Genomic DNA, 20,572 nt, shown 5'->3' with positions numbered 1-20,572 from the left:
CTCACTCGGCGATCGGCAGCCGGGCCCCGTCGCGCAGGAACAGCGGGATGCGCTCCAGGGGAGCGGGCACCGTGACCGCCCTGCCGCCCTCGTACTCCTCGCCGGTCCAGGCGTCCTGCCAGCGCGCGCCCGCCGGCAGCCGCACCGTCCGCTGCCTGGCCCCGGCCTCGAGCACCGGCGCCACCAGCAGGTCGGGGCCGAAGAGGTACGCGTCGGCCGTCTCCCAGGCCGCCTCGTCCCCGGGGAACTCCAGGAACACCGGCCGCATCGGGGGCAGTCCCTCCTCGTGCGCGGCGCGCATCAGGCGCATCACGTAGGGCCGCAGCCGCTCCCGCAGCCGCAGGTAGGAGGCCAGAATCGGCTCCGCCCGGGCGCCGTAGGACCAGACCTCGTTGGGCCCGCCGGTCATGGTGGGCCCGAGCGGCATCCCGGGCTCGCGGAAGCCGTGCAGCCGCATCAGGGGCGAGAGCGCGCCGAACTGGAACCAGCGCACCAGCACCTCCCGGTACGCCGCGTCCTGCGGGTCGCCGCCGTGGAAGCCGCCGATGTCCGTGGTCCACCAGGGGATGCCGCACAGGGCGGTGTTGAGGCCGGCCGCGACCTGGCGGCGGAGCGTCGCGAAGTCCGTGCCGATGTCGCCCGACCACAGCGCGGCGCCCCAGCGCTGGCTGCCCGCCCAGGCGGACCGGTTGAGGGTGAGCACCTCCTGCTCGCCGGCCTCCCACAGCCCCTCGGCGAAGGTCCTGGCGTTGTCCCGCGGGTAGGCGTTCGCCACTTCGAGCCCGGGGCCGGCGTGGTAGCGGAGGTTCGCCTGGAAGCCCGGCTTGATCTCCGGTTCGCAGGCGTCCAGCCAGTAGGCCGAGATCCCGTACGGCCTCAGGTAGTTGTCGCGCACCCTGCCCCAGACGAACTTCCTGGCCTCCGGGTTCGTCGCGTCGTAGAAGGCCACCTGCACCGTGGAGGCGACCTCCTTGTCCGGCCAGTCGGCGTGCGCCACCGGCCCGTACTCGGTGCCGATGAAGTAGCCGCGCTGCTCCATCTCCTCGTGGTTCTCGCTGAGTGGCGAGACCGAGGGCCACACCGAGACGACCAGCTTGATGCCGAGCTCCTCCAGCTCCCGCACCATCGCCGCCGGGTCGGGCCACTCGGCCGGGTCGAACTTCCACTCGCCCAGGTGCGTCCAGTGGAAGAAGTCGCAGACGATGGCCGAGAGGGGCAGCCCGCGGCGCTTGTACTCCCGTGCCACGCCCAGCAGTTCCTCCTGGGTGCGGTAGCGCAGCTTGCACTGCCAGAACCCGGCGGCCCACTCGGGCAGCATGGGCGGCAGGCCGGTGGCCACCGCGTACCGCCGCAGCGCCCGCGCGGGCGCGCCCGCGGTGATCCAGTAGTCGATCTGCCGGGCGCTGTCGGCCACCCAGCGGGTTCCGTTGTGCGCGAGCTCGACGCGGCCGACGGCCGGGTTGTTCCACAGCAGGGTGTAGCCGCGGCTCGAGGTCAGCACCGGGATGGAGACCTCGGCGTTGCGCTGCACCAGGTCGATCACGGCGCCCTTCTGGTCGAGGAGGCCGTGCTGGTGCTGCCCGAGGCCGTAGAGGCGCTCGCCCTCGTAGGCGGCGAAGCGCTGTTCGAGGCGGTGGTAGCCGTTGCCCGTCGCGGTGTACAGGCGCGGGCCCGGCCACCAGAAGTGGGCCCGCTCCTCGGCCAGCAGCTCCGCGCCGTCCTCGGTGCGCAGGAAGCGGACCATGCCGCCGGCGCTCACCTCGGCGGTGATCGCCCCGCAGGTGAGCGTGGCGGCCTCGGCGCCGATCTGCACCGTGGCCGTCCCGCCGGCCGGGGGCTCGGTCGCCAGGGCGCCCGCCAGGCCCTCGGTCACCGGGCCGCCGAGCCGGGCGCGCACCCGGACGGCGTCGGGGCCCCAGGGCTCGACGCGCAGCGTCTCCTGGCGCCCGCTCCACTCCAGCGCACCCTCGCGGGCCCGGAAGGTGCCGCGGGTGGGGGAGGACTCGGCGAGAGACACCGGGGGAGTGGGTGGGGGCGGCGCAGCGGGGGTGGGCGAAGCGGCCTGCTCGGGTGCCGGGGAGGACTCGTTCACTGCGCTCCTGTGGGTGCGGGGGCCTGTCCTGTGCTGGCCCGTACGGTCAGCTGCGGCGGAAGCAGTTCGGTGCAGGCGCCGGTGGCGGTCGCCTGGGGCGCCGTGGCGGCGCCGTTTCCCGCAGGTCCCGCGCCCCGCGCCTCGACCTTGGCCATCACCAGCTCGACGGCCCGCCGCCCCATCTCGTGGGCCGGGATGGCCACCGAGGTCAGCGCCACCGAGGTCTGGGTGGCGACCTGGTCGGGGCAGACGGCGACCACGGAGATGTCCTCGGGCACCGCGCGCCCCAGCTGCCGCAGGAGGCTGAGCAGGGGGCCTATGGCGGCCTCGTTCTGGACGACGATGCCGGTGGTGGCGGGGCGCTCGTCGAAGATCCGGGACAGCGTGCCGGCCACGGACTCGTAGCTGCCCTCGCACGGCCGGTGCAGCACCCTGACGCCGAGTTCGGCCGCGGCCTCCCTGACGCCGAGGAGGGTCCGCTCGGCGAAGCCGGTGTGCCGCTGGTACACCGCGGCGGCCTCGCCGACGACCGCGATCTCGCGGTGCCCCAGCTCGGCCAGGTGCGCCACGCACAGCCGGCCGGTGGCCGCGAAGTCCAGGTCCACGCAGGTCAGTTCGCTGGTGTCGGCGGGCAGGCCGATGAGCACGGCGGGCCGTGGGCTCTCGCGCACCAGCGGGAGCCGCTGGTCCTCGAGCTCGACGTCCATGAGGATCATGGCGTCGGCCAGCCCGCTGCCGACCACCCGCCGCACCGCCTCGGGACCCTCCTGGCCGGTCAGCAGCAGCACGTCGTAGCCGCGCTCGCGGGCGGTGGTGGCCACGGCGATGGCGATCTCCATCATCACCGGGACGTACATGTCGGTGCGCAGCGGCATCATCAGGGCGATGATGTTCGACTTGCTGCTCGCCAGGGCGCGGGCGCCGGCGTTCGGGTGATAGCCGAGTTCCCTGATGCTGCGCTCGACGCGTTCCCTGGTGCCGGAGGAGATGGTCCGTTTGCCGCTGAGAACGTAACTCACCGTGCTGGCTGAGACGCCCGCGTGCCGGGCGACCTCGGCGAGAGTGACCATCTGCTCTCCCGGGAGTGTGAAGCGCTTCGACAGGGGATGGCTATGCAATCCCGTCGACCTTATTCCGCTCAACTGCCGCTGTCCAGACAGATGTCGAAGCGCTTCAACGCCCGAGTGGCGCCCGTTTCCCGGGCGACCCGGCCCCCTTCCGGGAACGCCCCGGCGGGGACGGCGGCGCGCAGGAGCGCCGGGGAACGGCGGCGGGAACGGCGGCGGGAACAGACCCGGGCAAGCGGCGGGCAAGCGGCGGGACTGGCGGCGAAAAGACGGCGAAAGCGCGGCGAAAACAGGTACGAATCTCCCGCATCGGGTACATAGCAACCAGTTGCGCCGTCGCGAGTGCGAGGTGAGCGGGATGACGGTCTCCGAGCAGGAAGCGCGCCGGGTGGCGGAGGCCGCCAGGGAGCAGGAGTGGCGGCGGCCGAGCTTCGCCAGGGAGCTCTTCCTGGGCAGATTCCGGCTCGACCTGGTGCACCCCGGCCCGGCGCGGGACCCGGAGGAGGCCGGGCGCGGCGAGGAGTTCCTCGCCCGCCTCGCCGCCTTCTGCCGCACCGGGATCGACGGGCGGCGGATCGAGCGCGAGGCCCGCATCCCCGACCGCACGGTCGCGGGGCTGCGCGAGCTGGGCGCGTTCGGGATGAAGATCGCCCCCGAGTACGGCGGCCTCGGGCTCAGCCACCTCACCTTCAACCGCGCGCTCGCGCTGGTCGCCTCGGCGAGCCCGGCGGTGAGCGCCATGCTCTCGGCGCACCAGTCCATCGGCGTGCCGCAGCCGCTGAAGCAGTTCGGCACCGAGGAGCAGCGCCGCGCCTTCCTGCCGCGCTGCGCCCGCGGGGCGATCTCCGCCTTCCTGCTCACCGAGCCCGACGTGGGCTCCGACCCGGCCCGGCTGGGCGCCACGGCCACCAGGCAGGGCGACGAGTACGTGCTGAACGGCGTCAAGCTGTGGACGACCAACGGCGTGGTCGCCGAACTGCTCGTCGTCATGGCGAAGGCCCCCGGCGGCATCACGGCCTTCGTCGTGGAGGCCGACTCGCCCGGCATCACGGTCGAGCACCGCAACGCCTTCATGGGCCTGCGCGGCATCGAGAACGGCGTCACCCGGCTGGACGGGGTCCGGGTGCCGGCCGCGAACCGGATCGGGGCCGAGGGCGCCGGGCTCAAGATCGCCCTGTCCACCCTCAACACCGGCCGCCTCTCGGTGCCCGCGGTGTGCGTCGGGGCGGGCAAGTGGTGCCTGAAGATCGCCCGCGAGTGGTCGGCGGCCCGGGTCCAGTGGGGCAAGCCCATCGCCGAGCACGAGGCCATCGGCGCCAAGATCTCCTTCATCGCCGCGACCACCTTCGCCCTGGAGGCCGTCGTCGAGCTGGCGAGCGAGCTGGCCGACGTGGGCCGCCACGACTTCCGCATCGAGGCCGCCCTCGCCAAGCTCTACGCCAGCGAGATGGGCTGCCGGATGGCCGACGAGCTGGTCCAGATCCGGGGCGGGCGCGGCTTCGAGACCGCGGACTCCCTCGCGGCCCGCGGCGAACGCGGCGTTCCCGCCGAGCAGTTGCTGCGCGACCTGCGGATCAACCGGATATTCGAGGGCTCCTCGGAGATCATGCGCCTGCTGATCGCCCGCGAGGCGGTGGACGCCCACCTGTCCGTGGCGGGCGACCTGGTCGACCCCGAGGCCAGTTCCGCCAGGAAGCGCAGGGCGGCCCTGGCCGCCGGCGCCTTCTACGTCCGCTGGCTGCCGCGGCTGGCCGCCGGGCGCGGGCAGCTGCCCCTGGCCTTCGGCGAGTTCCGCGTCCCGCGGTACGGCGACCTCTCGGTGCACCTGCGCTACGCCGAGCGGGCCGCCCGCAGGCTGGCCAGGGCCACGTTCTACGGCATGTCCAGGTGGCAGGGCCGGCTGGAGGGCAGGCAGGTCTTCCTCGGCCGGATCGTGGACATCGGGGCCGAGCTGTTCGCGATCACCGCGGCCTGCTCCCGGGCCGAGCGGCTGCGCGGCGAGGGCGCGCACCCCCGCGAGGCCTACCAGCTGGCCGACGCCTTCTGCCGGCAGGCCAGGCAGCGCACCGAGGAGCTCTTCCGCCGCCTGTGGCACAACACCGACGCCCCCGACCGCGCCCTGACCGAGGCCGTGCAGTCCGGCAGCTGCGCCTGGCTGGAGGAGGGCGTCCTCGACCCCTCCACGCCCGGCCCCTGGATCGCCGAGGCGCCGGGCGGGCCCGCGAGCGGCCAGGACCTGCACCGCACGATCCCCTGAGCCGGGACGGAGCCCTGCGCCGCGCCCGGGCGCCCGCGCGCCGTCGCCCGTGCGCCGCGGGCGGGTTCCGAGGGCCGGGGCGGCGCCCGCAGGGGAGCGGGGACAATGGGGGGATGACCGAGAGCCCCGCGTGCCTTGCCGACCCCCACCTGCGCTACCCGGCCCAGCCCCCGCCCGAGGGCCCGAAGGAGATCGTCCTCCTCGGCTCCACCGGCTCGATCGGCACCCAGGCGGTCGACGTGGTCCTGCGCCACCCCGGGCTCTTCCGCGTCACCGGGATCTCCGCGGCCGGCGGGCGCCCCGAGCTGCTGGCCGAGCAGGCGGAACGGCTCGGGGTGCGGACGGTCGCCGTCGCCCGCGAGGACCGCGCCGGCGCCCTGCGCGAGGCGCTGCGCGCCCGCTTCGGCCCGGGGCGGGCGCTGCCCGAGGTCCTGGCCGGGCCCGGGGCCGCCGCCGCATTGGCGGCGGGGGACTGCCACACCGTCCTCAACGGCATCACCGGCTCCATCGGCCTGGCCCCCACCCTCGCCGCCCTGGAGGCCGGCCACGTCCTCGCCCTGGCCAACAAGGAGTCCCTCATCGTGGGGGGCCCGCTGGTGACGCGGCTGGCCAAGCCGGGGCAGATCGTGCCCGTCGACTCCGAGCACTCCGCCCTCTTCCAGGCGCTGCTCGGCGGCACGGCGGCCGAGGTGGACAAGCTGATCGTCACGGCCAGCGGCGGGCCCTTCCGCGGGCGCCCGCGCGCCGAGCTGGCCCGGGTCACGCCGGCCGAGGCGCTGGCCCACCCCACCTGGGACATGGGGCCGGTGATCACCGTCAACTCGGCGACGCTGGTCAACAAGGGCCTGGAGGTGATCGAGGCGCACCTGCTCTACGGCATCCCCTTCGACCGCATCGAGGTCGTCGTGCACCCCCAGTCGTACATCCACTCCATGGTGCAGTTCACCGACGGCTCCACGCTGGCCCAGGCGAGCCCGCCCGACATGCGCATGCCGATCGCCCTGGCCCTCGGCTGGCCCGAGCGCGTCCCGGGCGCCGCCGCCCCCGTGGACTGGACCCGCGCGCACACCTGGCAGTTCGAGCCGCTGGACACTGACGCCTTCCCCTCTGTGCCGCTCGCCCGCCATGTGGGTAGCCTCGGCGGTACCGCCCCCGCGGTGTTCAACGCGGCCAACGAGGAGTGCGTCGACGCCTTCCTCGCCGGCCTGCTGCCGTTCACCGGCATCGTGGACACGGTCGCCCGGGTGGTCGAGGAACAGGGAACGGCCGGCTCAGGAACTTCTCCGGCGCTCCCGGACGTCCTCGAAGCGGAGACCAGGGCGCGCGCCCGCGCCCGCGAGCTGGCCGGCACGGCCGGCCCCAGGACGACGGAGGCATCGTGAGCGACGAACGCGCCGTCCGCGCGCGCCGCGTGGCCGAGGCGGCGAGGGGGAAGAGGGCATGAACGGTCTGATGTTCCTCCTCGGCGTGCTGGTCTTCGTCTTCGGCCTGCTCTTCTCGATCGCCTGGCACGAGTTCGGGCACTTCTCCACGGCCCGGATGTTCGGCGTGCGGGTGCCCCAGTTCATGATCGGCTTCGGGCCGACGATCTGGTCGCGCAAGCGCAAGGAGACCGAGTTCGGCGTCAAGGCCATCCCGCTCGGCGGCTACATCCGGATGATCGGCATGTTCCCGCCCGGCGACGACGGCCAGATCCGCAAGCGCTCCACCTCCCCCTTCCGCGGCATGATCGAGGACGCCAGGGCCGCGGCCTTCGAGGAGCTGCAGCCGGGCGACGAGCACCGCCTCTTCTACACGCGCAAGCCGTGGAAGCGGATCATCGTCATGTTCGCCGGGCCCGCGATGAACCTGATCCTGGCCGTCGTGGTCTTCCTCGGCGTCCTCATGGGCTTCGGCATCAGCACCCAGACGACCACGGTGGCCTCCGTCTCCGAGTGCGTCATAGCGCAGAGCGAGGAGCCGCGCGACTGCCAGGCCGGCGACACCCCCGCGCCTGCCGCCGCGGCGGGCCTGCTGCCGGGCGACCGGATCACGGCCTTCAACGGCGAGCCCATCGACGAGTGGGACACCCTCCAGCAGCGCATCCGCGACACCACGGGCGCGGCCACCCTCACCGTGGACCGCGACGGCAGGACGCTCGAGCTGCAGGCCGACCTCATCGAGAACCAGGTGGCCAAGACGGACGGGCAGGGCGGTTACGTCGAGGGCGAGTACGTCACCGCGGGCTTCCTCGGCTTCTCGCCGGCCAACGGGGTCGTCAAGCAGAGTTTCCCCGAGGCCATCGACCGTATGGGTGACATCATGACCACCGGCATAGAGGCCATGGTGGACATCCCCTCCAAGATCCCCGGCCTGTGGGACGCGGCACTCGGGCACGGCGAACGGGAGCAGGACTCCCCGATGGGTGTGGTAGGGGCGGCCCGGGTCGGCGGCCAGATCTTCACGCTCGACATCCCCGCCAGCCAGCAGATCGCCACCGCACTGTTCCTGGTCGCGGGCTTCAACCTGTCGCTCTTCCTGTTCAACATGCTCCCGCTCCTCCCGCTCGACGGCGGGCACGTCGCGGGCGCCCTGTGGGAGTCGATCAGGCGCGGCGCGGCCAAGGTGGCCAGGCGGCCCGACCCGGGTCCCTTCGACGTCGCCAAGCTGATGCCGGTCGCCTACGTCGTCGCCGGCGTGTTCATCTGCTTCACCCTTCTGGTCCTAGCGGCCGATATCGTCAGTCCGGTAAAGCTCACCGGCTGAGGTGCCGTAGGCTCAGCCGCGGGAGCCCGCCCAACCCGGGACTCGATCAGCACCGTGGGGTTGCACGAAGCCATGACAGCCATCTCGCTGGGAATGCCGTCCGTACCTATCAAGCTGGCCGAGCGCCGTGCCAGCCGCCAGATCCACGTCGGCAGCGTCCCGGTCGGAGGAGACGCGCCCGTCTCCGTCCAGTCGATGACGACCACCCGCACCTCCGACATCGGCGCCACGCTCCAGCAGATCGCCGAGCTGACCGCCTCCGGGTGCCAGATCGTGCGGGTCGCCGTCCCGACCCAGGACGACGCCGACGCCCTGCCGGTGATCGCGCGCAAGTCGCAGATCCCGGTGATCGCGGACATCCACTTCCAGCCCAAGTACGTCTTCGCCGCGCTGGATGCCGGCTGCGCCGCGGTGCGGGTCAACCCCGGGAACATCAAGAAGTTCGACGACAAGGTCCGCGAGATCGCCAAGGCGGCCACCGAGACGGGCACCCCGATCCGGATCGGCGTCAACGCCGGCTCGCTCGACAAGCGCCTGCTCGCCAAGTACGGCAAGGCCACCCCGGAGGCGCTGGTCGAGTCCGCGCTGTGGGAGTGCTCCCTCTTCGAGGAGCACGGCTTCCACGACATCAAGATCTCGGTCAAGCACAACGACCCGGTGGTCATGGTGAACGCTTACCGGCAGCTCGCCGAGCGCTGCGACTACCCGCTGCACCTGGGCGTCACCGAGGCCGGCCCCGCCTTCCAGGGCACCATCAAGTCGGCCGTCGCCTTCGGCGCGCTGCTCAGCGAGGGCATCGGCGACACCATCCGGGTCTCGCTGTCCGCGCCGCCCGTCGAGGAGGTCAAGGTCGGCATCCAGATCCTGGAGTCCCTCGGCCTGCGCGAGCGCGGCCTGGAGATCGTCTCCTGCCCCTCCTGCGGGCGTGCCCAGGTCGACGTCTACACCCTCGCCGAGCAGGTCACCGCGGGCCTGACCGGGATGGACGTGCCGCTGCGCGTCGCCGTGATGGGCTGCGTGGTCAACGGCCCGGGGGAGGCCCGCGAGGCCGACCTCGGGGTGGCCTCGGGCAACGGCAAGGGCCAGATCTTCGTCAAGGGCGAGGTCGTCAAGACCGTCCCCGAATCCAAGATCGTCGAGACCCTCATCGACGAGGCCATGAAGATCGCCGAGCGGATGGAGCGCGAGGGCAGCCCCTCGGGCGAGCCCCAGGTCTCGGTGGGCTGAGGCCGCGGCCGGGGCGGGCCGCGGCGCCGGAAGGGGGCCGGGTAGGGTTTCGGGCACGCGCGGGCCGTGCGCCACGGCCCGCACCGTGCAGACCCGGCTGACCCTGGCCCCGAGCGCAAGGCCCCACCCCGTGCTGACCACGCCCACCCTCCGGGTCCTCGGACCCGCCGACCTCGGCGCCGCCCTCGGCGTGCTGGACAAGGACCCGGTGGCCAACGCCTTCGTGACCGCCAGGGTCCTCGACTCGGGCCTCGAAGCGCCCTACCTGGGCGGTGAGATGTGGGGCTACCAGCGCCGCGGGCGGCTGCTCGCGCTGTGCTACTCGGGCGCCAACCTGGTGCCCGTCTGCGCCGGCCCGGCCGCCGTGCGGGCCTTCGCCGCCCGCGCCCTGCGCCAGGGCCGCGTCTGCTCCTCGATCGTCGGGCCCGCGGGCCCCACCGCGCGCCTGTGGGCCCACCTGGAGCCCCGCTGGGGCCCCGCCCGCGAGGTCCGCGCCCGGCAGCCCCTGATGGTCACCGGCGCGGTGCCGCCCGGGATCACCCCCGACCCTCAGGTGCGGCCGGTGCGCAAGGACGAGATGGAACTGGTGCTGCCCGCCGCGGTGGCCATGTTCACCGAGGAGGTGGGCGTCTCCCCGCTCGACGCCCCCGACGGCGGCCTCACCTACCAGGCGCGGGTCGCGGAGACCGTGGGCACCGGCCGCTGCTTCGCCAGGGTGGAGGACGGCCGGGTCGTCTTCAAGGCCGAGATCGGCGCCATCACCCCGGGCACCTGCCAGCTCCAGGGCGTGTGGACCGCCCCCGACCGGCGGGGCCACGGCCTGGCCACCGCGGGCCTCGCCACCGTGCTCCGGCACGCCCTGCAGGAGATCGCGCCGCTCGTCAGCCTGTACGTCAACGACTTCAACGCCCCGGCCCTCGCCGTCTACCGCCGCCTCGGCTTCACCGAGTCCGGTGCCCTGATGAGCGTGCTGTTCTGATCTTTCCCGGCGCCGGGCGCGACTTCACCGGCCGGGCACGTTAGCCTCCCCGCATGACACCATCCGCCGGGGAAGCCGCCTCCGACCTCCGGGACGTCGTCATCGGCCCGCTCGACCTGGCGGCCCGCGTCGACGAGGCGCTGGCCGTGCAGGCCCAGGCGTTCGGCCTCAGCGACGAGGAGGTCGCCGTCCGCCGCCACATCGTGGTCCGCCACATGGCCTCTCCCGGCGCCCGCGCCCTCGGCGCCACCCTCGGCGGCGGCCGGCTGGTCGGCTTCGTCTACGGCATGCCCAACGACCGCGCCCAGTGGTGGTCGACCGTGGTGGAGCCCTACCTGCGCCGCACGGGCAACGACGAGTGGCTCGACGACTCGTTCATCATCACCGAACTGCACGTGCTGCCCGCCTACCAGCACCGGCGGATAGGCCGCCGGCTGATCACCACCCTGACCGACGAGGTCACCCAGCCGCGCTCCATCCTCTCCGCCGTGGACACCGAGAGCCCGGCCCGCGCCCTCTACCGCAAGCTCGGCTACCACGACCTGGCCCGGCGCGTGATGTTCCCCTCCGCGCCCTGCCCCTACGCCGTGATGGGCGCCCCGCTCCCCCTGCGCCGCTGAACCGGCAGCGGGCCGACGGGTCCCCGGCCGGGCGCGGCACGGGTCCCGTGTGCGCCGGGGGAGGCGTGCGCCGGTGCGCTCACAGCCAGGTGGCGAACTCCAGCAGCATCTCCCCCTCGGCGCGCCGCCCGGCCGCCAGGCTCAGGACCCCGGAGAGCACCGCCCGGTACAGCGCCCAGGCGCGCAGCCGGTCCGCGGGAACGTCCACCGCCTCGGCGAGCTGGGCCACCCGGCGGCGGGTGATCGCCGCCGCGCCGGGGGAGGCGACCAGGTCGTGCAGCCGGTCGCGGACCAGCCGCGCCAGATCGAAGGCGCGCTCTCCCACCAGGGGTTCCGGCCCCACCGCGAGCCAGGGGGCGCGTTCCGCGTCCGAGGCGAGCACCGCGCCCTGCCGGAAGTCACCGTGCAGCAGCACGCCCTCCTCCTGCGCGCCTGACACCAGCGAGTCCCGCAGGTCGAGGGCCTCGGCGAGCAGCCCGGCCGCCTCGGGGCCCGCGAGCGGGGCGGCCTGCCGGCCCAGCTCCGCCTGCCGGGCGGTGTGCTCGGCCACCGAGGGGAAGGGGTGGCCGGCGCCGGGTTCCACCCACAGGCGCCGCGCCACCGACAGCGCCTCCAGCATCGCCTTGGCCTCGGGCAGCGCCCGCAGCGAGGTCTCGCCGTGCAGCCGCTCCAGCAGCAGCGCCCCCGCCTCGGGCGCGCAGCGCAGCACGCGCACCGCGCCCAGCCCCTGCCAGCGGCGCAGCGCCGCCTCCTCCACCGCCGCGGGCCGGTCGGGCGCGGATATCTTCAGGGCGGCACGCCGGCCCTCCGCGTCCGTGACCAGCACGGCCATGCTGTGCCTGCCGCCGGGGGCCACGACCCGCTCCACGGTGAGTTCCCAGCGCCCAAGCACCTCCTCCACCAGCTCCGGCAGGCCCGCCAGCCAGCCTTCTGCGGCCGGTTGCTGGAACTCGACCAGCCGCCGCGGAAGCGTCAGCTCCATCTCAGCCGCCCTCCTCGTTCGCGTACTCGGCCAGGCCCGGGAAGGCGCTCCCGGCGCCGCTCCACCGCGCCGCCCGCACCGCGGCCTCGCCGAGCGCGGTGGCCGCCGCCACGCGCCTCTCGCCGTCGGTCGCCGCGACCAGGTCCGCGTACGCCCCCGCCAGCCGCCTTTCGAGCTCGGCGGCGAACCGGCGCGCCGCCTCCCCGTCGCCCACCTCGAAGGGCAGCGCGTAGGCCGCCGCGGCGGCCACCGGCGTCCCGCCCAGGTCCCGCACGGCCCGGTGCAGCCGGTCGCGGCGCGCCAGGTGCGCCTCGTACGCCTCCCGCACCTCGGCGCCGCCCTCCTCGCCGAGCCGCCCGCCCACCAGCCCGTAGCCGTAGACGGCGGCGTGCTCGGCGGCGAGCGCCGCCTGCGTGGCCTCCAGCTCCGGATCGGCGTCCTGCGCGCCCTCCCGCCGCCTCACGCGGCCACCCCGTTCAGCAGGTACGCGTGGGCGGCGCCCGCGGCGGACAGCGAGGCCAGCAGCCTGGCCAGGTCGGGCGGGGCCCCGGCCACCGCGGCAAGGCGCCGGCCCGACAGCTCCTGCTCGGCCTCGGACAGCGCGCCGAGCGCCGCCCCCGGCTCGGCCGACACCTCCGGAGTGCCGCCCGTGGCGCCCGCAGGTTCGCGTCCCGGCTCGGTCAGCGCGCGGACGTGTGCGGAGACGGCGTCGGCGTAGGGGGCGAGGGCGCCGGACAGGTCGGGGTGGGCGGCGGCGGTGGCCTCGTAGCGGGCCAGCAGTCCCGCGCTGTCCCGGGCGGCCCTGCGGCGCACCCCGCGGGCGGCCGCCGCCGCGGCGGTGCGGTCCGCGGCCGATCCCGATTCCGAGGTGCAGCCGGACAGCGTGCCGGTGAGCCCGGCCACCCCGGCGGTTCCGGCCAGGAGGCCACCGGTCAGTCTGGTCAGCAGGACGCGTCTTGGCAGGCCAGAGGGCATGGCTTCGCCACACTTCCGTCGTGGTGTCCGTCGGGAGCGGACAGAATGATCACCGGTTCCGTGAGCGTACCCGCCGCCCGCGCCCGCCCGGGCCCCGCCCCACCGAACGGCGTGGCCGGGGAGCGGCGCCCGCGGGCGGGCGGGGAGCGCGCGGGCGGGGGCGGGTTCGGAGCGGTCCGCGAACCGCGTCGCAGGCGCTAGGCTGTTGCGCGAGAGCGCCCGTGACGCCCCTGCCCCCGCCGCGGCCCACGTCACCCGCGCCACCGCCCCGATGGACGCCGACCCACAACAGCACACGCGGCCGAGGAGTCACCCGGATGAGCACCACCCAGATCGACAGGCTGCGGGAGCTTCTGGAGCCACTGGCCGCGAAGCGGGACATGGACCTGGAGGACGTCAGGATCACCCCGGCCGGGCGGCGCCGCGTCCTGCGGGTCGTGGTGGACGCGGACGGCGGCGTGGGCCTGGACGCCTGCGCCGAGCTGAGCCGCGAGGTCTCCGCGGCCCTGGACGACACCGAGGTGATGGGGGGCGCGCCCTACGTCCTCGAGGTCACCTCGCCGGGCGCGGAGCGGCCGCTGACCGAGTTCCGGCACTACCGCCGCTCGGTCGGGCGGCTGGTGCGCTTCCGGCTCCACGAGGGCGGGGAGCTGACGGCCAGGATCGTGGGCCTCGACGAGGAGGGCCTGGACGTCGAGGTGCCGGGCGAGAAGGGCCGCCCGCCCACCGCCCGCCGGGTCGCATTTCCCGAGGTCGCCGCGGCCCGGGTGGAAGTCGAATTCAGCCGCGGGCCCGCCGGCGACGAGAGAGCCTGAAGGAGGCGCAGCCGTGGACATCGATATGAGTGCCCTGCGGGGGCTCGTCAGGGAGAAGGAGATCTCCTTCGACCTGCTGGTCGAGGCGATCGAGTCGGCCCTCCTGATCGCCTACCACCGCACCGAGGGGAGCCGCAGGCAGGCCCGGGTGGTCCTCGACCGCAACACCGGCCACGTCACGGTGTGGGCCAGGGAGGACGAGGCCGACCTCGACGAGGCGGCCGAGGGAGCGGAGCCGCGCGAGTTCGACGACACGCCCCAGGGCTTCGGCCGGATCGCGGCGACCACCGCCAAGCAGGTCATCCTGCAGCGGCTGCGGGACGCCGAGGAGGACGTCACCTTCGGGGAGTACGCCGGGCGCGAGGGCGACGTGGTGGCGGGCGTGGTGCAGCAGGGCCGCGACCCCAAGAGCGTGCTGGTGGACATCGGCAAGCTGGAGGCCATACTGCCGCCGCAGGAGCAGGTGCCGGGAGAGGACTACAGCCACGGCGCGCGGCTGCGTTCCTACGTGGTCCGGGTGGTCAAGGGGGCGCGCGGCCCCTCGGTCACGCTGTCGCGGACGCACCCGAACCTGGTCAAGAAGCTCTTCGAGCTGGAGGTCCCCGAGATCGCCGACGGCTCCGTGGAGATCGCCGCCATCGCCAGGGAGGCCGGGCACCGCACCAAGATCGCGGTGCGCTCGCTGCGCTCGGGACTGAACGCCAAGGGCGCGTGCATCGGCCCCATGGGCGGCCGGGTGCGCAGCGTGATGGCCGAGCTGCACGGCGAGAAGATCGACATCGTGGACTGGTCGGACGACCCCGCCGAGCTGGTCGCCAACGCCCTCTCGCCCGCCAGGGTCACCAAGGTGGACGTCGTGGACCAGGCGGCCCGTTCCGCCCGGGTGACGGTCCCCGACTACCAGCTGTCCCTGGCCATCGGCAAGGAGGGCCAGAACGCCAGGCTGGCCGCCCGGCTGACCGGCTGGCGCATCGACATCAGGCCCGACACCGAGCAGCAGGAACCGGGGGCGTGAGCCCGCGGCCGGGCGCCGGTTCGGCAAGCACGGGGGAATACGCCCGGCCCGCCGGACCGTTGAGCTGAGCACTGGCGCCCGGGCCCCCTTAGGCCCGGGCGCACGGGGAGGTAGAATCAACTGTGTCTGGCCGGACGAGCGCGCCAGCATGCCCGGAACGTACGTGCATCGGATGCCGGCAGCGATCAGCTCGGAATGGCCTGCTGCGTGTGGTGAGGAATGGGGATCGCTGTGTCCCCGATCTTCGCGGTACGCTGCCCGGTCGGGGTGCATATGTGCATCCCACACCGAGCTGCTTGGAGCTGGCGGTCCGCCGTCGGGCGTTCCCCAGGGCCTTTCGGACCCAGGGGCCGCTTGACATCGGGGAGCTGCGCGAGGCAGTCGGTCGGACACCACCGGAAGAACCGTAAGAAGAAGCTGTGCGGGCGATCCGCGCGGCAGGTACCTCGCGAGTCGGAAGTAGGTCGAGATTGCGATGAGCACTCGATGAGTACGCGATGAGTACGCCCGAGAAGTAGCGAAGGTCCGGCGGACGACCGACCCCGGACCGAATAAGGAGCGAAGTGGCTAAGGTCCGGGTATACGAGCTCGCCAAGGAGCTTGGAGTCGAGAGCAAGGTCGTCATGGCCAAACTCCAGGAACTTGGTGAATTCGTCCGTTCGGCGTCCTCGACGATCGAGGCGCCGGTGGTACGCAAACTCACTGATGCGCTGAGCGCGGGCAACGGCGGCGCCCGCAAGTCCGCCAAGCCGGGCGCGCCCGCCGCGCCGCGGCCCGGCGCCCCCAAGCCGGGTGCCGTGGGCCCGCGGCCCTCCGTGCCCAAGCCGGGCGCGGGCGCGGCCCCGAAGCCGGGCGCGCCGCGGCCCACCCCTGGGCCGCGTCCCGGCGCCAGGCCGGCCCCGGCCGCCCCCGAGTTCACCTCGCCGGCCTCCGGCCAGCCCGGTGGCGAGGCGGCGCCGACGCGGCCCGCCGCGCCGCGGCCCGGCCCCGGCGGCCAGACCCCGAAGCCGGGTGCGCGCCCCGCGGCGCCGCGCCCGGGCGCCGGCGCGCCCAAGCCCGCGCCCGGCAAGCCGGGCACCCCCAAGCAGGGCTCGCGTCCCGCCGGCCCGCGCCCGGGGAACAACCCCTTCACGACCAGTGGCTCCACGGGCATGAACCGCCCGCAGCCCGCCCCGCGTCCGGGCCCGGGTCCGCGCCCGGGCGGCGCGCCCCAGCCCGGCCCGCGGCCGGGCCAGGAGCGTCCCGGTCCCAGGCCGCAGGCCCCCGCGGGCGGCGGCCGTGCCACGCCGGGCAACATGCCGCGTCCGCAGGGCGGGCCCGCGGGCCCGCGGCCGGGCGCGAGCAGGCCCAACCCCGGCATGATGCCGCAGCGGCCCCCGGCCGGCGGCCGTCCCGGCGGCGGCCCCGGCGGCCGTCCGCAGGGCGGTCCCCGCCCCGGCGGCGGTGGCGGCGGCTTCGGCGGCCGCGGCGGTGGTGGCGGCGGTGGCCGTCCCGGCGGCGGCTTCGGCGGCGGACGCGCCGGCACGGGCGCCCGTCCCGGCGGCGGTGGCGGCGGCTTCGGCGGCCGTCCCGGCGGCGGCTTCGGCGGCGGCCCAGGCGGCGGTGGCCGTCCCGGCGGCGGCCCCGGTGGCCGTGGCGGCACGCAGGGCGCGTTCGGCCGTCCCGGCGGCCCGGCGCGGCGCGGGCGCAAGTCGAAGCGGCAGCGCCGCCAGGAGTACGAGGCCATGCAGGCCCCGTCCATCGGCGGTGTCATGCTGCCGCGCGGCAAGGGAGAGGTCATCAGGCTCTCCCGCGGCGCCTCGCTGACCGACTTCGCGGAGAAGATCAACGCCAACCCGGCGTCCCTGGTCCAGGTGATGTTCAACCTGGGCGAGATGGTCACCGCGACCCAGTCGGTCTCCGACGAGACGCTGCAGCTGCTCGGCGACGAGATGAACTACACGGTCCAGATCGTCAGCCCGGAGGAGGAGGACCGCGAGCTGCTCGAGTCCTTCGACATCGAGTTCGGCGAGAACGAGGGCGGCGAGGAGGCCCTGGTCTCCAGGCCGCCGGTGGTCACCGTCATGGGCCACGTCGACCACGGCAAGACGCGGCTGCTGGACGCGATCCGCAAGACCAACGTCATCGAGGGCGAGGCCGGCGGCATCACCCAGCACATCGGCGCCTACCAGGTGGCGATCGACGTGAACGGCGAGGAGCGCCGGATCACGTTCATCGACACCCCGGGCCACGAGGCGTTCACCGCCATGCGTGCCCGCGGCGCCAAGTCCACCGACATCGCGATCCTCGTGGTGGCGGCGAACGACGGCGTGATGCCGCAGACGATCGAGGCGCTCAACCACGCCAAGGCGGCCGAGGTCCCGATCGTCGTGGCGGTCAACAAGATCGACGTCGAGGGCGCCGACCCGGCCAAGGTCCGCGGCCAGCTCACCGAGTTCGGCCTGGTGGCCGAGGAGTACGGCGGCGACACGATGTTCGTCGACATCTCCGCCCGCCAGGGCACGAACATCGAGGAGCTGCTCGAGGCCGTCATCCTCACGGCGGACGCGACCCTCGACCTGCGCGCCAACCCGGAGCAGGACGCCCAGGGCATCGCGATCGAGGCCCACCTCGACCGCGGGCGCGGCGCCGTGGCCACCGTGCTGGTGCAGCGCGGCACCCTGCGGGTCGGCGACACGATGGTGGTGGGCGACGCCCACGGCCGCGTGCGGGCCATGCTCGACGACGCCGGGCGCAACCTCACCGAGGCCGGGCCCTCCACGCCGGTTCTGGTGCAGGGCCTGACCAACGTGCCGGGCGCCGGGGACAACTTCCTGGTCGTCGGCGAGGACCGCACCGCGCGGCAGATCGCCGAGAAGCGGGCCGCCCGCGAGCGGAACGCGGCGTTCGCCAAGCGCACCCGCCGGGTCTCGCTCGAGGACCTGGACAAGGTGCTCAAGGCGGGCGAGGTGCAGCAGCTCAACCTCATCCTCAAGGGCGACGCGTCCGGTTCCGTCGAGGCCCTGGAGTCCTCGCTGCTGCAGCTGGACGTCGGCGACGGGGTGGACCTGCGGGTCCTGCATCGCGGCGTCGGCGCGGTCACCGAGACCGACATCGACCTGGCGGCCGGCTCCGACGCCATCGTCCTCGGCTTCAACGTGCGCGCCGAGGGGCGTGCCACGCAGGCGGCCGAGCGCGAGGGCGTGGACGTCCGGTACTACTCGGTCATCTACCAGGCGATCGAGGAGATCGAGGCGGCCCTGAAGGGCATGCTGAAGCCGGAGTTCGAGGAGGTCGAGCTGGGCACCGCGGAGATCCGCGAGGTCTTCCGCTCCTCCAAGCTGGGCAACATCGCGGGTGTCCTCATCCGCTCCGGCGAGGTCAGGCGGAACACCAAGGCCCGCCTGGTGCGCGACGGCAAGGTGGTCGCGGAGAACCTCACGATCGAGGGCCTGCGCCGCTTCAAGGACGATGTCACCGAGATCAGGGAAGGTTTCGAGGGCGGTATCAACCTCGGGAACTTCAACGACATCAAGGTCGACGACGTCATCGCGACCTACGAGATGCGGGAGAAGCCGCGCGTCTGACGCGAGGCGCCCGGGCCCGGCCCGCGGGGGAGACCCCGCGCCCGCCGGGCCCGGGCCCGTCCGGCGGCCGGGATGCCCCCGCGGGCGGCCCGTTAACCACCGGACAGGCCGACAGGCCGCCCGTTACGATCACCGCATGTATACCGGGACGTTGTCCTTCGATCTGCTGCTCGGAGATGTCCGTTCGCTGAAGCAGAAACGCTCCGTGGTGCGGCCGATCGTGGCGGAGCTCCAACGCACGTACGCCGTCAGCGTCGCCGAAGTGGGCGGCCACGAGCTCTACCGAAGGACCGAGATCGGGCTGGCCGCGGTCTCCGGGGACGCCGGCCACCTCACCGACGTGCTCGACCGGTGCGAGCGGTGGATGGCCGCCCGCCCCGAGGTGGAGCTGCTGTCCGTGCGGCGGCGGATACACGGCGCCGAGGATTGACAGCCGGCTCGGCCGGAACAGCGCGACCAGCCCAATCAGCAAGGAGACGGACCAGTGGCGGACAAGGCGCGGGCGAAGAGGCTGGCGGACCTCATTCACGAGGTGGTCGCCGAGAAGCTGCACCGGGACATCAAGGACCCGCGGCTGGGCAGCAGGGTCACCATCACCGACACCAGGGTCACCGGGGACCTGCGCGAGGCGACGGTCTTCTACACGGTGTACGGGGACGAGTCCGCCCGGCAGGAGGTGGCCGCGGGCCTGCAGAGCGCCAGGGGCGTGCTGCGGTCCGCCGTCGGCGCGGCGGCCGGGGTGAAGCACACCCCGAGCCTGGAGTTCGTGCCGGACGCGCTCCCCGAGAACGCCCGCAACCTCGACCACCTTTTCGTGCAGGCCAGGGAGCGGGACGAGCAGGTGCGGCAGGCGTCGGCCGGCGCCGAGTACGCGGGCGGCGCCGACCCGTACGTGAGCCGGGAGACCGGAGAAGCGGACGAGGCGGACGACGCGGAGGAGAGCGATGAGGCCGGCGAGGCCGACGGGGGACCCGGTGGCGCCTCGGGCGCGGGGCACGAGGGCCCCGGCAGGGGCTGAGGCGCGCATGGGCCGGCCCACCGCCGACGGGCTCGTCGTGGTCGACAAGCCCGCCGGCTTCACCTCGCACGACGTCGTGGCCGTGCTGCGCGGCGTCGCCGGGACCCGGCGCGTCGGGCACGCCGGGACGCTCGACCCGATGGCCACCGGCGTGCTCGTCGTGGGCCTCGGGCGGGCCACCCGGCTTCTCGGCCATCTCGCGCTGACCGAGAAGGAGTACCTGGGCACCGTCCGGCTCGGCCAGACCACGGTCACCGATGACGCCGAGGGGGAGGTCACCGCGAGAGCGGGGGCCCTGGGCCTGTCGCGGGAGGCGATCGAGGAGGGCATGCGGCGCCTGACGGGCCCGCTGATGCAGGTGCCCGCGAAGGTCAGCGCGATCAAGATCGACGGCAGGCGCTCCTACCGGCGGGTCAGGGCGGGCGAGGACGTCGAACTGCCCGCCAGGCCGGTCACGGTCTCCACGTTCGACCTGGACGGGGTGCGGGAGCTGACCGCCCCGGACGGGACGCCGGTCACCGACCTGTCGGTGCGGGTGGTCTGCTCCTCGGGCACCTACGTCAGGGCGCTGGCCCGCGACCTGGGGGCCGGGCTGGGGACGGGCGGCCACCTGACGGCGCTGCGCCGTACCCGCGTCGGCCCCTATCGGCTGGAGGAGGCCAGGTCCCTGGAGGAGCTGCGGGAGCGGCTGGTGGTGCTGCCGCTCGGCGAGGCCGCCGCGGCGGCCTTCCCGCGGTGGGACGTGGACGAGCGGCAGGCGGCCCTGCTGGCGAACGGCGCACGGATCGCCACCCCGCCCCTGCCCGAGGGGCCGGTCGCGGTCTTCGGCCCCGAGGGCCGCTTCATCGCGCTGATCGAGGCGCGCGGGGAGAAGTCCAGGAGCCTGGCCGTCTTCGCCTGAGCCCGCCGCCGAACGGCGCGCGTTTGCGGCGGCCCGCGCCCCTCGGGCCGCGCCACGCCCCCAGCGCGCCGCCGGCGGGCGGTTCCTCGCGGGCACGCCCTCGTGCGCGCTCTCGCGGCGGCGCACGCGCGCCGCCGCCTTCGCCTGCGCGCCGGGCCCGCGGTGCGCCGCGCGGCGCCGCCGGGAGCGACCCGGGCGCGCCGCCCCTGCCGGGCCGGGTGCCGGCTGCCCCGGCGCGGGTTCACCGGAACGGGCGAGGGCGGAGCGCGCGATTTGGCACAGGGGCGACGTGTCCGGTATTCCGGCTGTCTCC

18 protein-coding genes are annotated in these 20,572 nt (G+C 74.4%); 13 read left to right on the top strand and 5 right to left on the bottom strand.

What is annotated here, in order from left to right; translation table 11 throughout:
• Window position 1: 1 nt before the first annotated feature.
• Both D7294_RS23250 and D7294_RS23245 read right to left on the bottom strand, forming a co-directional pair.
• The gene (locus D7294_RS23250) at window positions 2-2,017 is read right to left on the bottom strand and encodes a glycoside hydrolase family 31 protein (protein ID WP_120682929.1); all 2,016 of its coding nucleotides are present in this window, start codon (window positions 2,015-2,017) and stop codon (window positions 2-4) included.
• Between the two features lie 71 nt (window positions 2,018-2,088).
• Complete coding sequence (locus D7294_RS23245) at window positions 2,089-3,162, bottom strand: LacI family DNA-binding transcriptional regulator (RefSeq protein ID WP_120682927.1); 1,074 nt, start codon at window positions 3,160-3,162, stop codon at window positions 2,089-2,091.
• 355 nt (window positions 3,163-3,517) lie between these two features.
• Between D7294_RS23245 and D7294_RS23240 the strand changes: the two genes are divergently transcribed.
• From D7294_RS23240 to D7294_RS23215, 6 genes are all read left to right on the top strand, one after another.
• Complete coding sequence (locus D7294_RS23240; protein WP_120682925.1) at window positions 3,518-5,416, top strand: acyl-CoA dehydrogenase family protein; 1,899 nt, start codon at window positions 3,518-3,520, stop codon at window positions 5,414-5,416.
• 113 nt (window positions 5,417-5,529) lie between these two features.
• A complete protein-coding gene (gene dxr, locus D7294_RS23235; RefSeq protein ID WP_120682923.1) occupies window positions 5,530-6,798 on the top strand; it encodes a 1-deoxy-D-xylulose-5-phosphate reductoisomerase in 1,269 nt (422 codons plus the stop codon).
• Window positions 6,799-6,856: 58 nt separating this feature from the next.
• Window positions 6,857-8,161 (top strand): M50 family metallopeptidase, encoded by a 1,305-nt coding sequence (locus tag D7294_RS23230; protein WP_120682921.1) that lies wholly within the window; start codon window positions 6,857-6,859, stop codon window positions 8,159-8,161.
• A 72-nt stretch (window positions 8,162-8,233) separates the two neighbouring features.
• Window positions 8,234-9,388 (top strand): flavodoxin-dependent (E)-4-hydroxy-3-methylbut-2-enyl-diphosphate synthase, encoded by a 1,155-nt coding sequence (ispG, locus tag D7294_RS23225; protein ID WP_120682919.1) that lies wholly within the window; start codon window positions 8,234-8,236, stop codon window positions 9,386-9,388.
• A 133-nt stretch (window positions 9,389-9,521) separates the two neighbouring features.
• Window positions 9,522-10,367 carry a GNAT family N-acetyltransferase gene (locus D7294_RS23220; protein WP_120683080.1) on the top strand — a complete coding sequence of 282 codons (846 nt, stop codon included), beginning with the start codon at window positions 9,522-9,524 and terminating at the stop codon, window positions 10,365-10,367.
• A gap of 53 nt (window positions 10,368-10,420) precedes the next feature.
• On the top strand, window positions 10,421-10,987 hold the full coding sequence (locus tag D7294_RS23215; RefSeq protein WP_120682917.1) for a GNAT family N-acetyltransferase: 567 nt from the start codon (window positions 10,421-10,423) through the stop codon (window positions 10,985-10,987).
• A 79-nt stretch (window positions 10,988-11,066) separates the two neighbouring features.
• On the opposite strand, the gene D7294_RS23210 is transcribed toward D7294_RS23215, so the two are convergent.
• The 3 genes from D7294_RS23210 to D7294_RS23200 are packed head-to-tail and all read right to left on the bottom strand — an operon-like array spanning window position 11,067 to window position 12,944.
• Window positions 11,067-11,969, bottom strand: coding sequence for an aminoglycoside phosphotransferase family protein (locus tag D7294_RS23210; protein WP_120682915.1), 903 nt, complete (start codon window positions 11,967-11,969; stop codon window positions 11,067-11,069).
• 1 nt (window position 11,970) lies between these two features.
• Entirely contained in the window at window positions 11,971-12,432 is a 462-nt protein-coding gene (locus tag D7294_RS23205) for a ferritin-like domain-containing protein (RefSeq protein ID WP_120682913.1), read from the bottom strand.
• Complete coding sequence (locus D7294_RS23200; protein ID WP_120682911.1) at window positions 12,429-12,944, bottom strand: hypothetical protein; 516 nt, start codon at window positions 12,942-12,944, stop codon at window positions 12,429-12,431. Before D7294_RS23200 ends, D7294_RS23205 begins: the two co-directional genes overlap by 4 nt.
• Window positions 12,945-13,261: 317 nt before the next feature.
• On the opposite strand from D7294_RS23200, the gene rimP reads away from it, so the two are divergent.
• The 7 genes from rimP (at window position 13,262) to truB (ending at window position 20,259) form a co-directional block, all read left to right on the top strand.
• Entirely contained in the window at window positions 13,262-13,759 is a 498-nt protein-coding gene (rimP, locus tag D7294_RS23195) for a ribosome maturation factor RimP (protein ID WP_120682909.1), read from the top strand.
• A gap of 13 nt (window positions 13,760-13,772) precedes the next feature.
• On the top strand, window positions 13,773-14,774 hold the full coding sequence (gene nusA / locus D7294_RS23190; protein ID WP_120682907.1) for a transcription termination factor NusA: 1,002 nt from the start codon (window positions 13,773-13,775) through the stop codon (window positions 14,772-14,774).
• A 122-nt stretch (window positions 14,775-14,896) separates the two neighbouring features.
• A complete protein-coding gene (locus D7294_RS23185) occupies window positions 14,897-15,184 on the top strand; it encodes a YlxR family protein (protein ID WP_120682905.1) in 288 nt (95 codons plus the stop codon).
• 153 nt (window positions 15,185-15,337) lie between these two features.
• Entirely contained in the window at window positions 15,338-18,340 is a 3,003-nt protein-coding gene (gene infB / locus D7294_RS23180) for a translation initiation factor IF-2 (RefSeq protein WP_120682903.1), read from the top strand.
• Between the two features lie 136 nt (window positions 18,341-18,476).
• A complete protein-coding gene (locus tag D7294_RS23175; protein WP_120682901.1) occupies window positions 18,477-18,770 on the top strand; it encodes a DUF503 domain-containing protein in 294 nt (97 codons plus the stop codon).
• Window positions 18,771-18,824: 54 nt separating this feature from the next.
• Window positions 18,825-19,358, top strand: coding sequence for a 30S ribosome-binding factor RbfA (gene rbfA, locus D7294_RS23170; RefSeq protein WP_120682899.1), 534 nt, complete (start codon window positions 18,825-18,827; stop codon window positions 19,356-19,358).
• 7 nt (window positions 19,359-19,365) lie between these two features.
• Complete coding sequence (gene truB, locus D7294_RS23165) at window positions 19,366-20,259, top strand: tRNA pseudouridine(55) synthase TruB (protein WP_120682897.1); 894 nt, start codon at window positions 19,366-19,368, stop codon at window positions 20,257-20,259.
• The last annotated feature ends 313 nt before the right edge of the window (window positions 20,260-20,572 follow it).

The sequence above is a fragment of the Streptomyces hoynatensis genome (assembly GCF_003626535.1).
GTDB classification, from domain to species: domain Bacteria; phylum Actinomycetota; class Actinomycetes; order Streptomycetales; family Streptomycetaceae; genus Streptomyces; species Streptomyces hoynatensis.
The sequence above is the reverse complement of the archived record's forward strand: the minus strand, read 5'-3'. Positions and strand labels throughout refer to the sequence as shown.

Coding starts and splice junctions, on each gene's coding strand:
- D7294_RS23245 (WP_120682927.1), bottom strand. CDS start 3,162: ATGGTCACTCTCGCCGAGGTCGCCCGGCACGCGGGCGTCTCAGCCAGC.
- D7294_RS23240 (WP_120682925.1), top strand. CDS start 3,518: ATGACGGTCTCCGAGCAGGAAGCGCGCCGGGTGGCGGAGGCCGCCAGG.
- dxr (WP_120682923.1), top strand. CDS start 5,530: ATGACCGAGAGCCCCGCGTGCCTTGCCGACCCCCACCTGCGCTACCCG.
- D7294_RS23230 (WP_120682921.1), top strand. CDS start 6,857: ATGAACGGTCTGATGTTCCTCCTCGGCGTGCTGGTCTTCGTCTTCGGC.
- ispG (WP_120682919.1), top strand. CDS start 8,234: ATGACAGCCATCTCGCTGGGAATGCCGTCCGTACCTATCAAGCTGGCC.
- D7294_RS23215 (WP_120682917.1), top strand. CDS start 10,421: ATGACACCATCCGCCGGGGAAGCCGCCTCCGACCTCCGGGACGTCGTC.
- D7294_RS23210 (WP_120682915.1), bottom strand. CDS start 11,969: ATGGAGCTGACGCTTCCGCGGCGGCTGGTCGAGTTCCAGCAACCGGCC.
- D7294_RS23200 (WP_120682911.1), bottom strand. CDS start 12,944: ATGCCCTCTGGCCTGCCAAGACGCGTCCTGCTGACCAGACTGACCGGT.
- rimP (WP_120682909.1), top strand. CDS start 13,262: ATGAGCACCACCCAGATCGACAGGCTGCGGGAGCTTCTGGAGCCACTG.
- D7294_RS23175 (WP_120682901.1), top strand. CDS start 18,477: ATGTATACCGGGACGTTGTCCTTCGATCTGCTGCTCGGAGATGTCCGT.
- truB (WP_120682897.1), top strand. CDS start 19,366: ATGGGCCGGCCCACCGCCGACGGGCTCGTCGTGGTCGACAAGCCCGCC.